The organism is Leifsonia sp. EB41 (assembly GCF_041262565.1).
Taxonomy (GTDB): Bacteria; Actinomycetota; Actinomycetes; order Actinomycetales; family Microbacteriaceae; genus Leifsonia.
The window spans coordinates 1,519,676-1,538,994 of the sequence record NZ_JBGCCJ010000001.1 but is presented as its reverse complement, the minus strand read 5'-3'; the positions used below and the strand labels follow the sequence as shown (position 1 = coordinate 1,538,994).

The following is a 19,319-nucleotide window of genomic DNA, read 5'->3' as shown; positions in this document are numbered from 1 at the left end:
GTCCGCGGACGCCGCTACGGGAACGGCGAAGAATCCGAGAGAATCGCGATCAGGACGGCGAGGGCTCCGATGCGCCTGGCGCCGAGGATCGGTCGATTGCGCACCCGAGGACGGGACTTTGTAACATTCACAGGTGAAGCATATCAATCTGACATCGACGATGGCCACCCTTGTGATAGTCGCGTGCTGCGGCCTCCTGCTCGCCGGGTGCGGCCCGGAGCGGACCTCCCCTCGGCACGACAGCACGACCAGCCCGGGCGCAACCGAGCACACCGGGGCCCGACACTCGGAAGCTCCGACGCAGCATCCCGAGACGTCGCCTCCCGATGCCGACGGCACCGCCCCTGGCAGCGACCCGACCGCGCAGATCCGAACGGCCTGCACGCTGTTCGCGGCCACCTTCGAGCAGAAAGTGGCGGAGAAGTTCCCGAACCAGAGGAAGGCGGCCGAGCTCGCCCAGGCGGCGGCGCGCGAGGATGGTCAGTGGGAGACGGCCGCCGAGTACATGACGCGCATCGTGGACGTCGGCGAGCGCGTCAACCTGCCGGGCGGCCGACCGGTGAGCGCGGAGGAGGGCAACTCCGCGAATCAGGCGGTCGCCGAGTTGCGCGACCTGTGCCTCGCGGCAGGGGCGGAGTTCACCCTCCCGGCCGACTAGGAACGCGAAACGCCGGCCCTACAACCCCTCCGACACCGCCGCCGCCGCGTGCAGCCACGCCCGCCGGGTCTTCGGCGCGAGCGTGTCGTAGGCCAGCCTCCCACCGTGCATCTCCGGGTCGAACGGGATGGTGACCGCGCGGCGGGCCAGCGGCTCGAAGCCCTTGGCTACGCGGGTCACGTTCGACTCGGGACCGGTGCGCTCCGACTGCGACACGATCACGACCGCGTCGCGCGCCAGCCGCGCCGACTGGGCGTCGCGCTGCATGAGGGCCTCCAGCAGCAGCGCGCCGGCCTCCGCGTGCTCGCCGAGCGCCGTCGTCGCGATGACGAGCTGGTCGGTGTGGTCGATCATCCGGAGCCAGCGCTCGGCCGACTCGTCGTTTCCGCTGTCGATGATCACCAGGCGGTAGAACTTCGTCGCCACCAGGTGGAGGCGGTCGAAGTCGGCGCTCGAGATGCGCTGCTGGGTCGCCAGCATGGTCGGGTTCGAGCGCAGCACGTCGTACTTGTCCGCGTTCTGGTGGTGGACGAAGTGGCCGATGTCGGCGCTGCGGGCGCCGGCCGAGAGGAGCTGGTCGGCGGCAGGCAGCAGCGACTGGAGCGTGGCGTCGTGGTCGTCCTGCTCGGTGCGCCAGCCGAGCGTGCCTCGGGTCTCGTTGTTGTCCCAGGCGAGCACGCCGGAGCCTCCGTTGCGGGCGAACACGGCCGACAGCAGTGCGGTGGTCGGCGTCTTGTTCGCGCCGCCCTTCCCGTTCACGATCGCGATGGTCCGCGGGCCGGCCCAGTGCCGGCTGACGGACTCGAGCTCTTCGCGCTCCTTCAGCTCCGCCGACGACGGAGACATCGGGATGCCCGCGCGGGAGAGCGCACCGCGGACGCCGGACCGCGCCAGGTCGGGGCGCGGCTTCTCGACGTGCAGGAACGACGTCCGCTCCGGCGCGCGCGGAACCAGCTCGACGGGCTCCGGCGCGGTGACCGGGGACGGGTTCACCGGCCGAGACGGGGAAAGCCGGGACGGAGTCTCCGGCTGAGCCGTCGGCAGCGGGACGGGGGCTGTCGGCTTCGACGAGCCGAGCAGGTCGTTGAATGGCGCCGCCGCCGGGGCCGGGTCGCGCTCGGCCGCGCCGAGCAGGTCGTTGAACGCCGTCGGCTCGGGATGCCGCGCGGCCTCCCGCGCATCGGCGAACGGCACGGGCTCGGCCATGCTCTGGGCGGCCAGCTCCTCCTCGTCGCCGATGGAGCCGTCCGGGTGGACCACCAGAAGCCAGTCGCCCTCCTCGTCGGAGACGGTGAGCTGCACCGGGTGCCCGGCGGTGGCGGCGATCTGGCCGACCCGGCCGAGGACGACCTCGCGCAACTGCTCGGTGTTCGGCTCGGAGAACCACTCCGGGGACCCATCGACCAGCAGTTCGCCGGTCGCGTCCGGGTCGAGGCGCACGCTGAGGTGCGGTGACAGGGGCAGGTTGAGGGCCACGGGACTCCTTCCGCGGTCCGCGCGCAGGAGAACGCAGACCGAAGGTGGACAGTAGACCGGTCGGGCCGCCCCGTACACCGACATTCAGCGGACTGTCAGGAGCCGAGGGGCACGTAAACGCCCCCAAAACCGAGTTTTAGGGGCGTTTACGTGCCCTTCGATCAGTGGACGGCGACGGGCTCGGCGTCCGTCAGCGCGACGGCATCCGCGACCGCCGGCCGCTGCCGACGGCGGTACAGCAGCGCCGACAGCACAGCCCCGAACGCGAAGAACCCTGCGCTCCACCAGTACGCGGTGGAGTAGCTGTGCACCGCCGCCTCCTGGAGGACGTGCGGCGTCGGCGGCAGGTGCGCCGACAGGTAGTCGGTCAGCGCCGTCGCGGCGAGAGTGTTGAGCAGCGCGGTGCCGATCGAGCCGCCGACCTGCTGGCTCGTGTTCACCAGCGCGGAGGCGACGCCGGCGAAGTGGCGGTCGACGCCGAGGGTGGCCGTCTGGATGGCGGGCGGCATGATCGAGCCCATGCCGACGCCCATGACCATCAGCGCCGGGAGGATCTCGGTGCCGTAGTTGGCCGTCACTCCGAGGCGGGTGAGCAGCAGCATCCCGGAGCCGGCGATCACCATGCCGATCGGCACCATGACCTTCGGCCCGAACTTCGGCAGGAACAGGTTGGTCGAGAACTGCGCGGAGATGACCAGCATGACGATCATCGGCAGGAAGGCGAGCCCGGTCTGGATGGGCGTGAACTTCAGCGTCGTCTCCAGGTAATAGGTGACGAACAGGAAGATGCCGAACATCCCGGAGCCAGCGATGAGGATCGAGCTGTAGGAGGCGCCGCGGTTGCGGTCGAGCACGATCGGCAACGGGAGGAGCGGGTGCGCCGCCTTCCGCTGCCACAGCACGAACACGATCAGCAGCACGCCGGACGCGGCGAGGAAGCCCCAGGTCAGCGGCGAGTCCCAGCCGTCGCTCTCGGCGTTGGAGAAGCCGTAGACCAGTGAGAACAGCGCGCCGGAGACGAGGATGGTGCCGGGGATGTCGAGCTTCGGCCGCGGGCCCGAGCGGTGGCCGGCGGTGACGAACACGGTCGCGAGGATGATCGCGGCGATGGCGATGAAGACGTTGATGTAGAGGTTCCAGCGCCAGTTGAACTGCTGGGTCAGCACGCCGCCGAGCAGGAGGCCGACCGCGCCGCCTGCACCCGCGATCGCACCGAAGATGCCGAACGCGCGGGCGCGCTCCTTCGGGACGGTGAAGGTCGTGGTGAGGACCGCGAGGGCGGTCGGGGCGAGCAGTGCGCCGAACGCGCCCTGCAGTGCGCGGGCGCCGACGAGCATCCCGAACGTGCCGGCCGCGCCGCCCAGCGCGGAGGCGCCGGCGAAGCCGATCAGGCCGATGATGAAGGCGCGTTTGCGGCCGATGAGGTCGGAGATGCGTCCGCCCAGCAGCAGCAGGCTGCCGAAAGCCAGCGAGTACGCGGTGACGATCCACTGCCGGTCGGCGTTGGAGAAGCCGAGGTCTTGCTGGGCGGCCGGGAGGGCGATGTTGACGACGGTCGAGTCGAGGACGACCATGAGCTGGGCCATCGCCACGGTGACGAGCGTCCACCAGCGCCGGGAGTGCGGAACGCCGCCGTCCGGAGCCGCGGGCGCGACCGAGGGGGAGGGAGAAGTCTGGGTCATGCCGGACAGCATATACGAAACTCAGCAGTTTCGGATCTCCCGAGTTCTAAAATTAACCTTAGAATGGTCCACAAGACATCACCGAACACAGGGGGAAGGCCGCAATGACGCAGCTCGACGCCGCAGACTCCGCGCCGAAACTCGGCCGGAAACGCGATCACACCCGCGACGCCGACATCCTCGACGCCGCGCTGGAGGTCCTCGCCGAGACCGGCTACGACCGCATGACGATGGACATGGTGGCCGCCCGCGCCAAGGCCGGCAAGGCGACGGTCTACCGCCGCTGGGGGTCGAAAGGCGAGCTGGTCGTCGAGGCGATCGCGTGCATGAAGAAGAACGCGATCGACTTCGAGCATCTGCCCGACACGGGCACCCTGCGCGGCGACCTGGTCGCGATGGTCAAGCCGCACACCATCGAGGACGGCGAGCGGAAGCTCCAGATCATGGCCGGTCTCACCTCGATGCTCGCGCGCGACCCCGACCTGGTGGAGGCCGTGACGGCCGCGATCGTCGAGCCGCGGGCCTCCCTCAACCGGCTGTTCATGAAGCGGGCGATCGAGCGCGGGGAGATCTCCGCGGAGACCGATGTCGAGACGCTGGCGATGATCATGCCGTCGATGACGGCCTACCGGGTGCTGATCCTGCAGCAGCCCGTCGACCGCGCGTACCTGCTGTCGCTGATCGACGGCGTGCTGCTCCCGGCCGTCGGCATCCGGCCGGGAGCCTGAGCCGCGTCAGCGGCGGTCGAACCGGGCGCCCTCGGGCTTCGCGGGGAGCAGGTAGAAGACGAGCAGGATGATCCCGCCGACGAACGGGATGAACCCGAGGAAGAAGAACGGGCCGGGGAAGTTGGCGTCGTGCAGACGTCGCCAGGACAGTGCGAGGCTCGGTACCAGGATCGCCAGCACCCAGACGATGTAGACGACGATCAGAATCCAGCCGATCGGGCCGAGCCCGCGGCCGCCGTTGCCGACGGTCCCGAGGCTCAGGAGCAGGATCTCGTAGACCGCGGCGACGATGATGGCGAACAGGAAGAACCACCAGTACTCGCTGCGGCTGGCCCGCCCGGTGAAGTCCGAGTACTTCTTGAAGAACCGGCGGATGGCGTCGCCGAACGAGGCGCCGTACAGCGGCTGGTCGAGTGGTGCGGAGGCGGGGCTCTGCGGTGCGGTCATGGTGGATCCTTTCGAGCAAGGTCGTGACGAGCGTCGAGTGGAGCGGCGCCAGTCAACCGCATCCACGCACTCCGCGCCTACGATTCGTGCCGAATGTCGCGAAAACGCCGCCGTTTCACGACATTCGGCACGAATCGCCTGCGGGCGATTCGGCGCTACCGGCCACGCGTCAGGATCAGATGCGCCACCATCGCCGTCCATCCCGTCTGGTGCGACGCCCCTAGCCCTTGCCCGGTGTCACCGTCGAAGTACTCGTAGAAGAACACGTTGTCCTTCCAGCGCGGGTCGGTGGAGAGCAGCGGATACCGCGCGTCCGACGGCCGCCGCCCGTCCGGGCCGGGGAGGAACAGCGAGATCAGCCGCCGGGAGAGGTCGTCGGCCGCCTCGCCCGGGGTCAGCGAGTTGCCGGAGCCGAGCGGGTCCTCGATCCTGACGCCGGTCTCGCCGTGCGACTGGTAGTGCTGCAGCGCGGCGACCAGCAAGGAGTTGAGCGGGAACCAGACCGGCCCGCGCCAATTCGAGTTGCCGCCGAACAGCCCGGTCGTCGACTCGGCGGGCTCGTAGTCGACGGACGCCTCGACGCCGTCGACCTCCACTGTGAAGGGGTGCTCGCGATGGTAGGCGGAGACGCCGCGGATGCCGTGGTCGCTGAGTAGTCCCGCCGGGTTGAAGACCTTCTTCAGGATGCGGGTCAGGCGCTCGGGCGACACCAGCGAGAGCAGGTAGACCTGCTCCTTCCTGATCACCCGCCGGTGGAAGGCCGCGCCGAGCTCGGGATGCTTCACCAGGTAGTGGTTCAGGATGCGGCGGAACTCGGGCAGCGTCCGCACGCCCGGCTCGTCGTACGCGAGCGACGCGACGACCGGCACGAGCCCGACGAGCGAGCGCACCTTGAGCGGGACGTCCCGGCCGTCGGCCAGGTGCAGCACGTCGTAGAAGTAGGCGTCCTCGTCGTCCCACATGCCGGAGCTGTTGGCCGAGCCGGCGATGCGGAGGAACTGCTCGCCGAACTTCACGGCGACGTCCTCGTACACGTCGTCCTCGCGGGCCAGCCGCAGCGCGATCTCCAGCAGGTCGAGCGCGTAGCTCGCCATCCAGCCGGTCGAGTCGGCCTGCTCGATGGTCCCGACCTCCGGGGGCAGCGTCGACCGGTTCAGCGGCGCGATGTTGTCGAGACCCATGAAGCCGCCCTCGAAGAGGTTGTCCTCGTCGGCGTCCTTGCTGTTCGTCCACCACGTGTAGTTGATCAGCAGCTTGTGGAGGATACGGGCGAGGAAGCCGAAGTCCCGCCCGCCGTCGATGAGGAAGACCTGGATCGCCGCCCACGCGTGCGTCGGCGGGTTCACGTCGGAGAAGTTCCACTCGTAGGCCGGGAGCTGCCCGTTCGGGTGCATGTACCACTCCCGCAGCAGCAGGACGAGCTGCGCCTTCGCGAACGCCGGGTCGATGTGCGCCATCGTCACGCAGTGGAAGGCGAGGTCCCAGGCCGCGAACCAGGGGTACTCCCACGGGTCGGGCATCAGGATGACGTCGTCGGCGTCGAAGTGCCGCCACTGCCCGTTGCGCACGGCGGCGCGGCCGGGCGGCGGCGGGGGACCGGCGGGGTCGCCATCCAGCCACTTGTCGACGTTGAAGTGGAAGTACTGCTTCGACCAGAGCAGGCCCGCGAACGCCTGGCGCAGCACGCGCGCCTCATCGGGGTCGGCGGGCGCGTTGTCCAGGCCGGCGTAGAACGCGTCGGCTTCCGCCCGCCGCAGGGCGAGCACATCGTCGAAGCCGGTCCCGAGCTCCTGCGGATCCAGGGCGGCCGGGTCACCCGCGCCGCCGGTCAGTCGCAGCCGGAGGACCTGTGTCTCGCCCGGCCCGAGCGTCACGGTGTAGTGGAGGGCGGCCTTCGTCCCGACCTGCTGAGGGTCGACGGTCGCGGCGCCGCGGATGACGTGGTCCCCGATCCCGTCCTTCGGATACGCGGGCGAGTCCGCCGCGCCGAACAGCCGCTCCGTGTTGGTCTCGTTGTCGCAGAACAGCGCATCCGGCTGTCCCTCTCCGCTGAAGGCCAGCGCCCCGCCCGGCCCGGACCCGAGCACGCGCCCGCCCTCGAACCGCAGCGACGGCTTCGGCACGTCGTATCCCCACGACCAGGTGTTGCGGTACCAGAGCGTCGGCAGCACTTCCAGCGTCGCGGCCTCCGGGCCGGCGTTCTCGATCGTGACGCGCATCAGGAGGTCGTGCGGCCCCTCCTTCGCGTAGTCGACCGTGACCACCCAGTAGCGGCCGTCGTCGAAGATCCCGGTGTCGACCAGCTCGTACTCCGGCTCGAGCTTGCCGCGGCGCGCGTTGGTCTCGATCAGGTCCTCGTACGGGTACGCGGCCTGCGGGTAGTGGTAGCGCCAGGTGTTCCAGGAGTGCGTCGGGGTGCCGTCGAGGTACCACCAGTACTCCTTGACGTCCTCGCCGTGGTTGCCCTGCGGGCCGCTGAGGCCGAACATCCGCTCCTTGAGGATGGCGTCCTGCCCGTTCCAGAGCGACACGCCGAGGCACCAGTTCTGCTTCAGGTCGGAGAACGCGGCCATGCCGTCCTCGTTCCAGCGGTACGCGCGGCTGCGGGCGTGGTCGTGCGGGAAGAAGTCCCAGGCCTCGCCGTCGGCGCTGTAGTCCTCGCGGACCGTGCCCCAGGCGCGCTCGGCGACGTACGGCCCCCAGTCGCGCCAGGCCAACGTCCCGTCGTCCGCCTGATGGATGCGCTCGCGCTCGGCGGACGGCTCGGCTGCGGGCTCGGCCGGGTTCACCTGGGTCATGGGGCCATTCTCTGCGGTGGCGCGATCGGGGTCTAGGACGCGGGGCCGTGTGGGCCGCCGAGGGCGTCGACCGCCTGCTGGGTCAGCGCGATCGACTCCTCCTGGTAGCGCGCGAGGAACGCGAGCTGCTCGGTGGTCAGCGACTCGTGCAGCCGCCGGAAGGCCTCCCCGATCGACCGGTACACGTTCGGCCCGGACTGGAGGGCGGCGAAGTCCGCGCTGATCAGCACCCGCCGCCGGTCGGCGGGGTCGGCCTCGCGCTGCGCGAACCCACGCTTGATCAGTCGGTCGGCGATCCCGGTGACCGCCCCGGAGGTCAGGTTCAGGGCCGTGCCGAGCTGCCCGGCCGTCTGCGGTCCGTTGCGCATCAGCACGTCGAGGGCCTTCATGTCGCTGACCCCGAGGCCGTAGCTCGCGGCTGCGCGCTGCTGGAACAGTCCGGTCAGGCTGGCGGACTGCGCGCCGAGGTCGGTCAGGCGTGCGATCAGCTCGTCGCGCGCGCTGGCGTCGGGTTCCGTCGAATCCACTCTTGCAATCCTCTCAGTCGCTCATTATCTTAGTTACTAAGACAAATCGAAAGCCAGGCCACGAGGCTCGGCGAACCGGAGAGGAAGGGCATCCCATGTCCCGCACCGTCAGCACCGCACCATCCACCGATCAGCTCACCTCGCACCTGGTGTCTTCCGAGGATGGCACGCCGATCGAGTACTTCAGCACCGGCACGGGGCCCGGCCTCGTGATCGTCCACGGAACCATGCAGTCGGCGGCCAGCCAGAGCGAGCTCGCGGCCGCGCTCGCCGGATCGTTCACCGTGCACCTGATGAACCGCCGCGGCCGGGGCCGCAGTGGCGCGTACCCCGCGCTGGAGGCCTACGACCTGGCGCTCGACGTCGCCGACGCCGCCGCGGTCGTCGCCGCGACCGGCGCCACCGCCATCCTGGGCGTCAGCTCCGGCGGCATCATCGCCGCCGAGGTCGCGCTCGCGCGGCCCGAGCTCGCCGTCGTGCTCTTCGAGCCCGCCCTCGTCGCCGACGGCTCCCTGGACCTCGACGCCTTCCTCGCCCGGTTCGACCCGGAGGCCGCCCGCGGCGACGTGCCGGCTTATATGGTCACCGCCCTGCTCGGCACGCAGATGGGCCCGGCGTTCCTCCGCTTCTTCCCGCGGCGGATGCTGGAGTCCAGCACCCGGAAGATGCTCGCCAAGGACGCGGGCTCCCTCCCGGTCGGCGGCGCCACGATGAGCGAGCTGGCGCTGGCGGTCCCGTACGACATGCGGATCGTCGCGCAGCGCGCCGACCGGATCGGCGACTACGCGGCGATCCGCGGGCCGGTGCTGCTCATCTCGGCGGAGAAGTCGCCGACGTACCTCCGCCACGCGGTCGACCGGCTGCGGAAGCTGCTCCCGGAGGCGAGCGTCGGCACGATCCCGGGAGCCGGGCACTCGGCGACGCAGAACTCCAAGGAGGGCGGCAAGCCGCAGGTAGTGGCCGAGGTGGTGCGCGCAGGACTGAAAATGTTGCGCGGTAGACGCGAGTCGTGTGTACGCTAGGTGAAACATTTCGGCTGGACAGATGCGCCGAAAGACCTAGAAGGAGAGACCGATGAAGATCTTGACGAAAGCGCTCGCCACGACAGCGGTAGCGGGAGCGCTCATCGCAGGCGGTGCCACCGCTGCGCACGCCACGACTGTGTCCGTCGAGGGCGGAACGTGGGACTACGGAGTAACCGGCAAGTACACCTACTCGAACTACCAGCACAACTCTCGTGACCACAAGGCAACAGCCTGTGGCGCCGGGTGCGACTATGCCGGTTGGGCGAAGCCCCGTGTGGCGGCCAAGGCTCAGGCGATCTCCGCCATCGGCGGGAACACCGCGTTCTACGACGTCAAGTAGGCATTCGGGATGGCGTCGCCTGGTCAGCGGCGTCATCCCAACCCTTGTCGAAAGCACTAGATCATGTCTCATCAAAAGAGGTTCAGCAGCGCGCTCGTCGTGACTGCTCTCATCGCCGCTACGGCCGGGTGTTCGAGCCCGCGTCCAGAGGTCGACGATATTCCCCTGTCCACTGGCTCGTGGGCAGAGGAGATGCAACATCAATATCAAAATGCGCTATCGCCAGAGATCAGAGCAACTCTCGAGGACGGGAAGATTTCCGACCAGGAGTATGCGGAGATGAAGGACCGCTATCGCGCGTGCATGTCTGCAGCGGGAGTCACCCTGGCGCGCTACGACTTCGAGGGCGGGTCGTACACTCACCCGGCATCCATGTCGCACGACGAAGCGCAGAAGGTCGAGCGTCGATGCTCTGACGAGTCTGGTGAATATCCGATCGGCATGTTCTATGTGCAAATGCGGGTCAATCCGTCGCACAAGGACATGGCGGCGCTGATCGTCGACTGCTACAAGCGCAACGGTCTGGTCGGCGCCGGGTACGGTCTCAAGGACTATCTCGCAGGCGACATGCCGAAGAGCGTGGCCAAAGCCGGGGCGGTCAAGGCCTGCGACCTCGACCCCGACGGACTTCTCGGTGGCTGAACGATCCTTGCGTAGCCGCGTCGGTTGGGTAGCCATCTTGGTAGTCGCGGCCGCCTCGGCGGGAGCCGCAGCGGCCGCGACAGTGATGGCGGAACCGCCTGCTGCCCTTCGCTCGGCCACCTCGATGAAGGAGCTGCCCGTCGGCCAGGACCGATTCGACGACGCGCGTAGCGTCCAACTCTCCGTCCGAACATCCGTGCCCGTTCCCTTACTCGCGCCGACGACGGGTCGCGTGACCTCCTTCCCGTGCGAGCCAGGGATGGCTGTGGAGTCCGGGACATCGCCTGTCTCTGTCGACGGGATGCCCTATCTCGCTCTCACGACACGGGTCCCTCTTTGGCGCGATCTGACCGTTGGCTCCACGGGCGACGATGTCCGCGCCCTCCAAGAGGAATTGCATCGCCTCGGGGCTCCCATCTCGAGGGATGGAGTGATGGGGCGCAACACGATCGTCGCCGCCGCCCAGGCATTCGCTCGAATCGGCGTCACAATCGCGCCGGACAGCGTTCCCGCCGCATCCGTGCTCTGGTTGCCGACCCCGACTGTCTCGGTGTCGCAGTGCGACCTTTCCGCCGGAGTACCTGTCGACCACGGTGCGACCATGGCGACGTTCGCGAGTACCTCGCCGAGAGTCACCGTCATCGACCCGCCGGGTGATCTGTTGCCCGGCGCTCGGGTCGTCATCGTCGGCGAGGGGCGTTACGCCGTCGATGACGATGGCGTCGTGCAGGTGGCGGATCTGCCGGCGCTCGGAGCGGCCGGGAATGTGGACGTATCCGCGTCCGAGGCGAAACCGATCGATGCCCGCCTGGCGCTCAGCGAGCCCGTCCAGGTCTCGGTCGTCGTTCCCAGTGCCGTCTTCGGTGTGGATGGAGTTCGCGGTTGCGTATCGTCGCGCGGTGACCGCTACCAGGTCGAGATCCTCGGTTCCCAGCTGGGAGAGACGATCGTCGTATTTCCCAATGGGAAGAAGCCGGAGCGTGTCGACTCGAGACCTGACGCGCATTCCCCATGCGGGTAGAGCTTTCGAATGTCGGTCATCGCTTTGCGAGCGGGGAGTGGCTCTTCCGTGGACTGAGCGTCGCACTGGAGGCCGGCCGGGTCTACTCCCTGACCGGGCCGTCCGGGGCGGGCAAAAGCACGCTGCTGGCGCTGCTCGCCGGGTGGATGGCACCAGCGGAGGGCGCCATCGCTGTGCCGGTTGATGCCAAGATCGGGTGGGTCTTCCAGAATCCGCACGGTTCCTCCAACAGGACTGCGCGGGACCACGTTGCGTTTCCTTTCCTCGCCCGGGGGCACTCGACAGAAGAGGCCGACGTTCTCGCCGATAGGATGCTCGACAGCTTCGGTCTACTCTCTCGGGCTGATCGTTCCTTTCGCGAGCTGAGCGGAGGCGAGGCCCAGCGACTCATGTTGGCCAGGGGGCTCGCCGCTGCGCCGGACCTCTTCCTCATCGACGAGCCGACGGCGCAACTCGACAGGGAGACCGCGAACGGAGTCAACGGGTCGATCAGGGCCATCGCTGCGGCGGACACCATCGTCGTGGTCGCTACCCACGATCTCGACACTCAGGCTGCCTGCACTGATCACATCGTGCTCCGGCGGGAACTCGCATTGCCGACGACACCCGGCGGGGCGTCATGAGGTTCCGCGCCATTCTCCGAGAAGCGTGGCGAAATACCACGACCGGTTCAGCGGCCGCGTGCCGTACTGCAATCGTCGCTGCGGCGACAGTCAGCCTGCTTGCCGGAGCCGACGTGAGCTCGACGCAGCAACTCGCTGCGCGAGCCGACGAATTCGCCCGCAGCGGCGCGTCCATCTCGATCGTCACCGCGATGGACCGCGTGGATGGCACGCGCTGTGACCGTCTCGCCGAGTTGCCGGGAGTGGCAGCTGCTGGTGCAGTGCGATCGACATCCTGGCAGCTTGTGCCGACGGTTCTTCGCCGCTCGCCGATTCCCCTCAGCGAGGCATCGCCCGGATTCATCGCCGTCATCGGTGCTGCAACGCGCAGCGCCGGTGTGCTCCTGGGGCCGGAGGCCATGGAGGCGTTGGGACCGGCAACTGCCGACATCCTGTTCACGACGTCAGGAACGGTGCGAGTCGGTGGCGACTACCCGTACCCCGAGGACGGACGAAGGCCGGGACTCTCATACGCTGCGCTCGCCCCTGTACTTGCGGATCGAGCGTTCGATGAGTGCTGGATCGACTCACGGCCCGCGCAGGACATGACCGCTGCTCTGCTCTCGACCGTGCTGCTGGGGGGCGATCAGCACGATCCGCCTGCTATCGCGCAATTGAACCCCACGTTGGGCGTGACTTTCGACGGTCGCGCCCTTTTCGCAGAGCGGATCAGCCGTTTCATCGGGCCGTGTGCCGCGCTGGTCGGCCTGGTCCTCGGCTTCGTCGCCGTTCGTTCCAGACGGCTCGCACTTGCGTCCGCCCTCCACGCTGGAGCATCGCACAGTGATCTCAGGGGGATCGTCGCTGCCGAGACCGTGGCATGGGGCATCATCTCGGCGGCCCTTGCGATGCCGGCTGTTGTTCTGATCGGGGCCGGTCTCGAAAGCGGAGCCGGACCCTCGCTGGCCGTCGGCATCACGGTGATGTGCTCCCTCTGGCTCTCGGGATTCGTCGGGGCGTGGTCCGGTGTGCTCACCGTTCGGGAGCGCCACCTGTTCCGCTACTTCAAAGACCGATAAAGGCGACTGACCGTCACTCAGCACTGAGACCACTGAATCCCAGAACCAACCACTGTTGGCCCCACTGAATCGCATCTGCCTACGATCGAGTCGACCTCCCCTCGAAAGGAACGACAGTGCAGTTCAGACATCTCGGCAACTCCGGCTTCAAGATCTCCGAGATCACCTACGGAAACTGGCTGACCCACGGCTCGCAGATCGAGAACGAGACCGCCGCCGCGTGCGTCCGGGCCGCCCTCGACGCCGGCATCAGCACGTTCGACACCGCGGACGTCTACGCCAACACCGCAGCGGAGCAGGTGCTCGGCGACGCCCTGAAGGGCCAGCGCCGGCAGTCGCTGGAAATCTTCACGAAGGTGTTCGGCGCGACCGGGCCCAAGGGCCACAACGACGTCGGGCTGTCGCGCAAGCACATCCTGGAGTCCATCGACGGCTCGCTCACCCGGCTCGGCACCGACTACGTCGACCTGTACCAGGCGCACCGCTTCGACTTCTTCACCCCGCTGGAGGAGACGATGCAGGCCTTCGCCGACATCGTGCGGCAGGGCAAGGCGCTCTACATCGGCGTGAGCGAGTGGACGGCGGACCAGCTTCGCGCCGGGCACGCGCTGGCGAAGGACCTCGGCTTCCAGCTGATCTCGAATCAGCCCGAGTACTCGGCGCTGTGGCGGGTCATCGAGGCGGAGGTCGTGCCGACGTCCAAGGAGCTCGGCATCTCGCAGATCGTGTGGTCGCCTGTCGCGCAGGGCGTCCTCAGCGGCAAGTACCTTCCTGGCGCGCCGCTGCCCGAGGGCAGCCGGGCGACCGACGAGAAGGGCGGCGCGGGAGCGGTCAAGCGCTGGCTGACCGACGACGTGCTGACCCGCGTCCAGCAGCTCACCCCGATCGCGCAGGAGCTCGGCCTCACGCCGGCGCAGCTCGCGGTCGCCTGGGTGCTCCAGAACGACAACGTCGCCACCGCGATCATCGGCGCCTCCCGCCCCGAGCAGGTCGTCGAGAACGTGAAGGCCTCCGGAGTCGCCATCCCGGCCGAGCTGCTCGGCAGCATCGACGAGGTGCTCGGCGGCGCGGTCGAGCGTGACGCCTCGCACACGGCGACGCGCTCGCCGCAGCACCGCGAGGCGTAGCCTCCACGATTCGTGCCGAATGTCGACTCTGGCGCATCCAGAGTCGACATTCGGCACGAATGTGTGCGCGCCTAGACGCGACTCGTGACCGAGTCGCCGGCTAGGCGCTGGGAGAGCCACACCGGGATGATCGCAAGGATCGTGAGCACGGCCGCGACCACGTTGACGACCGGCGCCTGGTTCGGCCGGAACAGGTTCTGGAAGATCCAGATCGGCAGCGTCTGCACGGCCGGTCCCGCCGTGAACGTCGTCACCACGATCTCGTCGAAGCTGAGCGCGAAGGCCAGCAGCACGCCCGCCGCGAGCGCCCCGCGCACCTGCGGCAGCGTCACCCAGAGGAACGTCTGCCAGCCGCGCGCGCCGAGGTCGCCGGAGGCCTCCTCCAGGGAGGTCCCCATCCGCCGCAGCCGGGCCTGGACGTTGTTGTAGACGATGACGATGCAGAACGTGGCGTGGCCGATGATGACCGTCGCCATCCCGAGCGTCACGCCGAGCGGCCCGAGCACGGTCGTGAACGTCGAGGCCAACGCGATGCCGGTGACGATGCCCGGGAGGGTGATCGGCAGCACGACCAGGAAGTTGATGCTCTGCCGGCCGAAGAACCGGAACCGCTGCACGGCGAAGGCCGCCATCGTCCCGAGCACCAGTGCGATCGCGGAGGCGCAGAGCCCGGCGATCACGGAGGTCGCCAGCGCGTCCGCCGCACCGCGCGACTGGAACGCGTCCACCCACCACTGCAGCGTGAAGCCGGGCGGCGGGAACGAGAACGTCCGTGAGCTGTTGAACGAGTTCAGCACGATCAGCAGCAGCGGCACGTAGAGGATCACCAGGCCGACCAGCATGCAGAGGCCGACGACGATGCGCGCGGGGGTCGAGAGCAGCTTCACACGTTCTCCAAAGCGCCGGTGCGGCGGACCGCGAGCAGGTAGAGCACGACCGCGACGAGCGGGATCACTGACAGCGCCGCCGCCAGCGGCTGGTTGTTCGCCGTGACGAGCTGTCCGTAGATCAGGTTCGCGAGGAGCTGCGTCTTGCCGCCGACGATCCCGACCGCGATGTAGTCGCCGAAGCTCAGCGCGAAGGTGAAGATCGACCCGGCCACGATCGCCGGGAACACCAGCGGGAACGCGACCGTCCTGATCGTGCGCCACGTCGACGCGCCCAGGTCGTAGCTGGCCTCGAACAGCGAGTCGGGCACGCGGTCGAACCCGGCGTAGACCGGGATGATCATGTACGGCAGCCAGAGGTACGCCAGCGTCATGATCGTGGCCGGGAGGCCGAAGCCGGGCGTGTAGCCTCCCGTCGCGACCGCGATCGGCCCGCCCGGCTCGACCAGGATGCGCCAGGCGTACGCCTTCACCAGGTAGCTGGCCCAGAGCGGCGTCGTCACGGCGACGAGATAGAGTGCGCGCCGGCTCGGCCGGGCCACCTTCGCGATGTACAGGGCCATCGGGAAGGCGACCACGGCGTCGATGAGCGTCACCCCCAGCGCCACGAGCAGCGTCCGCAGCGCGACCGTCCCGTAGAGCGGGTCGGTGAACAGCGTCGCGTAGTTCTCGAGCGTGAAGGTGGGGACGACCGCGCCCGTGAACCCGTTCACCGTCCAGAAGGAGGAGACCAGGAGGACGGCGATCGAGCCCAGGTAGATGACGACGAGCCAGAGGAGGGGCGGCCCGAGCAGGAAGGCCAGGCGCGCCCTCATCCCAGGACTCCTGTCATCCCTTGATCTCCTGCCACTTGGTCACCCACTCGCTGTACGCGGTGCAGTCGTTGCCGCTGCCGTCGACGCACTTGGTCTGCGGCGTCGTCCAGTAGTGGATCTTCGAGGCGTAGCCGGCGTCGAGCGCGTGGTACTGGTCGCAGAACGTCGGGTCCTGGGTCTTCTCGCACGCCTTCGTCTGGGCGGGGGCCTCACCGAACCACTCCGCGACCTGGGCGTTGACCGTCGGCGAGGTGATCCAGTTCATCCACTGGTACATGCAGTTCGGGTGCTTCGCCTTGGACGAGATCATCCAGGTGTCCGACCAGCCGGTCGAGCCCTCCTTCGGGACGGTCGTGCCGACCTGCACCTTGCCGTCGCTCTGGATGAGGTTCGCGATGACCTGCCAGGACGTGCCGACCACACTGCTGCCGGACTCGAAGGACTGCACGGACTTGGTGTAGTCCGACCAGTACTCGCCGATGGAGGTCTTCTGCTTCTTCAGCAGTGAGACCGCGGCGTCGAGCTGCTTCTCGGTGAGCGAGTACGGGTCCTTGATCCCGAGCGACGGGTCGTGCGCCTTCAGGTAGAGGGCCGCGTCGGCGATGTAGATGGGCGAGTCGTAGGCGGTGACCTTGCCGGCGTACTTGGACGCGTCGTCGAAGACGGCCGACCAGGAGTCGGGCGCCGGGGTGACGCTGGCCTTGTTGTACATCAGCACGTTGGCGCCCCAGCCGTGCGGGATGCCGTACATCTGGCCGTCGACGGAGTTCCAGGCCTTGTCCTTGAGGAAGCTGGAGATGGTCGTGTAGTTCGGCACCAGCTTGGTGTTGACCGGGGCGACCTGGCCGCCGTAGACCAGGCGGAGGGTGGCGTCGCCGGAGGCCGAGACGCCGTCGTAATCGCCGGTGCGCATGAGCTGCACCATCTCGTCGGAGGTGCCCGCGACCTTGGCGTTGACCTGGCAGCCGGTGTTCTGCTCGAACGGGGTCACCCAGTTGACCTTCGGATCGTTGGAGCCGTCCTCGGCGTAGCCCGCCCAGACGATGAGGTTGAGCTGGTTCTCGTTGGCCCCGAGCTTCTTCGCCATCGGGACGTTCGGAACCGAGCCGGCCGAGCCGCCGGTGGAGCCGCCGCCGGAACAGGCGGCCAGCACCAGGAGGGCCGCGGAGGCGGCCGCGGCGACGGCCGCCGAGCGCGCCACGCGCTTCGTTGCACGGATCATGAGTCCTGCCTCTCTTCTACACCTCTGCTGCGAGGTACATCTGCGTCCTGGAGGTCGGCCGGCGCGTCGCCGCCGAGCCTCCGGAGGTCGTCGTCGTTCCATGTCACGTGCACGCGCGAGCCGCGGTCGAGCTCGGCGCGGTGCGTGCGGTCGTTGCTCTCCAGCACCGAGATCCGGAGGCCCGCGTCGAGGTCCACCACGCGGCGGATGCTGTTGCCCGCGTAGACCGACTCGACCAGCGTCCCGGCGGCGGACGGCGCGCCCGAGGTGTTCGGCAGCGTGTGCAGTTCGAGCTTCTCCGGGCGGATGGAGTACTCGCCGTCGAGGCCGAGGATGCTGCGGGCGCGCTCGCGGTCGAACAGGTTCGAGGTGCCGACGAAGTCCGCGACGAACCGGGAGTTCGGGTGCTCGTAGAGCTCGCGCGGCGTCCCGAGCTGCTCGATCCGGCCGTTGTTGAAGACGGCGATCCGGTCGGAAAGGGTGAGCGCCTCGTCCTGGTCATGGGTGACGAACACGAACGCGATCCCGAGCTCGTGCTGGAGCTGTTTGAGCTCGACCTGCATCTGCTGGCGCAGCTTGAGGTCGAGGGCGCCGAGCGGCTCGTCCAGGAGCAGCGCCTTGGGCTGCACGACCGTCGCGCGGGCGAGCGCCACGCGCTGCCGCTGGCCGCCGGAGAGCTGGGCGGGCTTGCGGTCGGCGAAGTCCGGCAGCTGCACGGCGGCGAGCGCGTCCATCGCCCGCTTGCGCCGCTCCGTCCGGCCGACGCCGCGGACCCGGAGGCCGTAGGCGACGTTGTCCAGCACGTTCATGTGCGGGAAGAGGGCGTAGTCCTGGAAGACCGTGTTCACCTCGCGCGCGGCGGCGGGCTTGCCGGTCACGTCCTGGCCGAACAGCTCGATCGTGCCGGAGGTCGGCTGCTCGAAGCCGGCGATGCAGCGCAGCACGGTGGTCTTGCCGGAGCCGGAGGGGCCGAGCATCGAGAAGAACTCGCCGGCGGCGATCTCCAGGTCGAGGTCGTCGACGGCCGCGACCGTCCCGAATCGTTTGGTCAGTCCGGTCAGCCTGATGGCGGGCTGCTCGCTCACATCCAGTCTCCTTCGACGGTGGGCGTCGTAATCATATGCGATCAGATGTTGACATGACTACGGGATCCGCAGCAAAAAGTTGTTGGGAATGTCGATTCCGCCCGTCACGGGAGGGATTACCGGCGGAATCTGCGGTGAGATGCGGCCGTCAGCCGTCGGCGAACGGGAGGCCTCTGCGGCCGCCGACAGGCGCACACTCGTCTCATGACGGATTCGGACGCGCTGGACGCCTACTCGGCGGCGGTCGTGCGCGTCGCGCGCGTCGTCGGCCCGGCGGTCGCCGCTGTGACCGCACGGACGTCACGCGGCGTCGGCCTCGGCAGCGCCACCGTCATCTCCGCAGAGGGCCATGTCCTGACCAGTGCGCACGTCGTGGAGGGCGCCGCGAGCGTGGACCTCGCCTTCGAGGACGGCACCCGCGTGCGGGCACGCGTCATCGGCCGCGACCCGCTCTCCGACCTCGCGATGCTGCTGGCCGACGCGCCCGTCCCTGCACCGGTCGAGCTCGGCGACGCCGCACGGCTTCAGGTGGGACAGCTCGTCGTCGCCGTCGGCAACCCGCTGGGCCTCGCGGGGAGCGTGACGGCCGGGATCGTGTCGGCGCTCGGGAGGTCACTGCCGACCCGGTCGGGCCGCGTGGTGGACGAGGTGATCCAGACCGACGCCGCGCTCAACCCGGGCAACAGCGGCGGAGCGCTCGCCGACAGCAGCGCCCGGATGATCGGCGTGAACACCGCCGTCGCCGGAACCGGCCTCGGCCTGGCCGTGCCGATCAACGCCACCAGCCGCCAGATCATGGAAACCCTGATGCGCGAGGGACGGGTCCGCCGCGGCTGGCTCGGCATCGCGGGCGCGGAGATCACGCTCAACCCGGAGATCGCGCGCAAGGCCGGCGCGCGCACCGGCATCCAGGTGATGTCGGTCGTGCCGGACAGCCCGGCCGACCTCGCAGGCATCCGCGCGGGCGACGTGCTCATCTCGCTCGACCGCATGCGCATCCACGCGGTCGCCGACCTCCAGCGCCTCATGATCGCGAGCACGATCGGACGCCGCCTGGAGCTCACCGTCTGGCGCAACGGCGCCCTGGTGGACGCCATAGTAGAACCCACAGAACTAACCGACGCCTGAGAATCCATCGCCGAAGGGCACGTAAACGCC

General features: G+C 68.7%; 19 protein-coding genes. 10 read left to right on the top strand and 9 right to left on the bottom strand.

From position 1 onward, the window contains the following. The first annotated feature begins 133 nt into the window (after positions 1 to 133). A complete protein-coding gene (locus ABH923_RS07585) occupies positions 134 to 658 on the top strand; it encodes a hypothetical protein (RefSeq protein WP_370054726.1) in 525 nt (174 codons plus the stop codon). An 18-nt stretch (positions 659 to 676) separates the two neighbouring features. On the opposite strand, the gene ABH923_RS07580 is transcribed toward ABH923_RS07585, so the two are convergent. Both ABH923_RS07580 and ABH923_RS07575 read right to left on the bottom strand, forming a co-directional pair. After that, entirely contained in the window at positions 677 to 2,134 is a 1,458-nt protein-coding gene (locus ABH923_RS07580; protein ID WP_370054725.1) for an AAA family ATPase, read from the bottom strand. 161 nt (positions 2,135 to 2,295) lie between these two features. After that, entirely contained in the window at positions 2,296 to 3,816 is a 1,521-nt protein-coding gene (locus tag ABH923_RS07575; RefSeq protein WP_370054724.1) for an MFS transporter, read from the bottom strand. Between the two features lie 104 nt (positions 3,817 to 3,920). Between ABH923_RS07575 and ABH923_RS07570 the strand changes: the two genes are divergently transcribed. Next, positions 3,921 to 4,544: a TetR/AcrR family transcriptional regulator gene (locus ABH923_RS07570; protein ID WP_370054723.1), complete on the top strand. Its 624-nt coding sequence runs from the start codon at positions 3,921 to 3,923 to the stop codon at positions 4,542 to 4,544. A gap of 6 nt (positions 4,545 to 4,550) precedes the next feature. Here the strand turns inward: ABH923_RS07570 and ABH923_RS07565 are convergent, their stop codons facing one another. The 3 genes from ABH923_RS07565 to ABH923_RS07555 form a co-directional block, all read right to left on the bottom strand. After that, positions 4,551 to 4,991 (bottom strand): DUF805 domain-containing protein, encoded by a 441-nt coding sequence (locus ABH923_RS07565; RefSeq protein WP_370054722.1) that lies wholly within the window; start codon positions 4,989 to 4,991, stop codon positions 4,551 to 4,553. 155 nt (positions 4,992 to 5,146) lie between these two features. Then, complete coding sequence (locus ABH923_RS07560) at positions 5,147 to 7,789, bottom strand: glucosidase (protein WP_370054721.1); 2,643 nt, start codon at positions 7,787 to 7,789, stop codon at positions 5,147 to 5,149. A gap of 32 nt (positions 7,790 to 7,821) precedes the next feature. Next, on the bottom strand, positions 7,822 to 8,316 hold the full coding sequence (locus ABH923_RS07555; RefSeq protein ID WP_370054720.1) for a MarR family winged helix-turn-helix transcriptional regulator: 495 nt from the start codon (positions 8,314 to 8,316) through the stop codon (positions 7,822 to 7,824). A gap of 95 nt (positions 8,317 to 8,411) precedes the next feature. On the opposite strand from ABH923_RS07555, the gene ABH923_RS07550 reads away from it, so the two are divergent. The 7 genes from ABH923_RS07550 to ABH923_RS07520 all read left to right on the top strand — a co-directional run bounded on the left by ABH923_RS07550 (position 8,412) and on the right by ABH923_RS07520 (position 14,152). Then, positions 8,412 to 9,338 carry an alpha/beta fold hydrolase gene (locus ABH923_RS07550; RefSeq protein WP_370054719.1) on the top strand — a complete coding sequence of 309 codons (927 nt, stop codon included), beginning with the start codon at positions 8,412 to 8,414 and terminating at the stop codon, positions 9,336 to 9,338. Between the two features lie 52 nt (positions 9,339 to 9,390). Next, the gene (locus tag ABH923_RS07545; protein ID WP_370054718.1) at positions 9,391 to 9,681 is read left to right on the top strand and encodes a lactococcin 972 family bacteriocin; all 291 of its coding nucleotides are present in this window, start codon (positions 9,391 to 9,393) and stop codon (positions 9,679 to 9,681) included. Positions 9,682 to 9,744: 63 nt separating this feature from the next. Beyond that, positions 9,745 to 10,323, top strand: a complete 579-nt coding sequence (locus ABH923_RS07540) for a hypothetical protein (protein WP_370054717.1) — start codon at positions 9,745 to 9,747, stop codon at positions 10,321 to 10,323. A gap of 433 nt (positions 10,324 to 10,756) precedes the next feature. Further along, positions 10,757 to 11,344, top strand: a complete 588-nt coding sequence (locus tag ABH923_RS07535; RefSeq protein WP_370054716.1) for a hypothetical protein — start codon at positions 10,757 to 10,759, stop codon at positions 11,342 to 11,344. After that, positions 11,335 to 11,967, top strand: coding sequence for an ABC transporter ATP-binding protein (locus ABH923_RS07530; RefSeq protein WP_370054715.1), 633 nt, complete (start codon positions 11,335 to 11,337; stop codon positions 11,965 to 11,967). Before ABH923_RS07535 ends, ABH923_RS07530 begins: the two co-directional genes overlap by 10 nt. A gap of 113 nt (positions 11,968 to 12,080) precedes the next feature. Next, a complete protein-coding gene (locus ABH923_RS07525; RefSeq protein WP_370054714.1) occupies positions 12,081 to 13,025 on the top strand; it encodes a hypothetical protein in 945 nt (314 codons plus the stop codon). A 116-nt stretch (positions 13,026 to 13,141) separates the two neighbouring features. Further along, positions 13,142 to 14,152: an aldo/keto reductase family protein gene (locus ABH923_RS07520; protein WP_370054713.1), complete on the top strand. Its 1,011-nt coding sequence runs from the start codon at positions 13,142 to 13,144 to the stop codon at positions 14,150 to 14,152. A 71-nt stretch (positions 14,153 to 14,223) separates the two neighbouring features. On the opposite strand, the gene ABH923_RS07515 is transcribed toward ABH923_RS07520, so the two are convergent. From ABH923_RS07515 to ABH923_RS07500, 4 genes are read right to left on the bottom strand one after another with little or no spacing between them, the layout of a single operon-like run. Further along, positions 14,224 to 15,039 carry an ABC transporter permease gene (locus ABH923_RS07515; RefSeq protein ID WP_370054712.1) on the bottom strand — a complete coding sequence of 272 codons (816 nt, stop codon included), beginning with the start codon at positions 15,037 to 15,039 and terminating at the stop codon, positions 14,224 to 14,226. Continuing rightward, complete coding sequence (locus ABH923_RS07510) at positions 15,036 to 15,854, bottom strand: ABC transporter permease (protein WP_370054711.1); 819 nt, start codon at positions 15,852 to 15,854, stop codon at positions 15,036 to 15,038. Before ABH923_RS07510 ends, ABH923_RS07515 begins: the two co-directional genes overlap by 4 nt. A 13-nt stretch (positions 15,855 to 15,867) precedes the next feature. Next, positions 15,868 to 17,076 carry an ABC transporter substrate-binding protein gene (locus ABH923_RS07505; RefSeq protein WP_370054710.1) on the bottom strand — a complete coding sequence of 403 codons (1,209 nt, stop codon included), beginning with the start codon at positions 17,074 to 17,076 and terminating at the stop codon, positions 15,868 to 15,870. After that, positions 17,073 to 18,161, bottom strand: coding sequence for an ABC transporter ATP-binding protein (locus ABH923_RS07500; RefSeq protein WP_370054709.1), 1,089 nt, complete (start codon positions 18,159 to 18,161; stop codon positions 17,073 to 17,075). The genes ABH923_RS07505 and ABH923_RS07500 overlap by 4 nt, the downstream gene beginning before the upstream one ends. Positions 18,162 to 18,365: 204 nt before the next feature. On the opposite strand from ABH923_RS07500, the gene ABH923_RS07495 reads away from it, so the two are divergent. Continuing rightward, positions 18,366 to 19,289, top strand: a complete 924-nt coding sequence (locus ABH923_RS07495; RefSeq protein WP_370054708.1) for a S1C family serine protease — start codon at positions 18,366 to 18,368, stop codon at positions 19,287 to 19,289. Positions 19,290 to 19,319 lie beyond the last annotated feature (30 nt).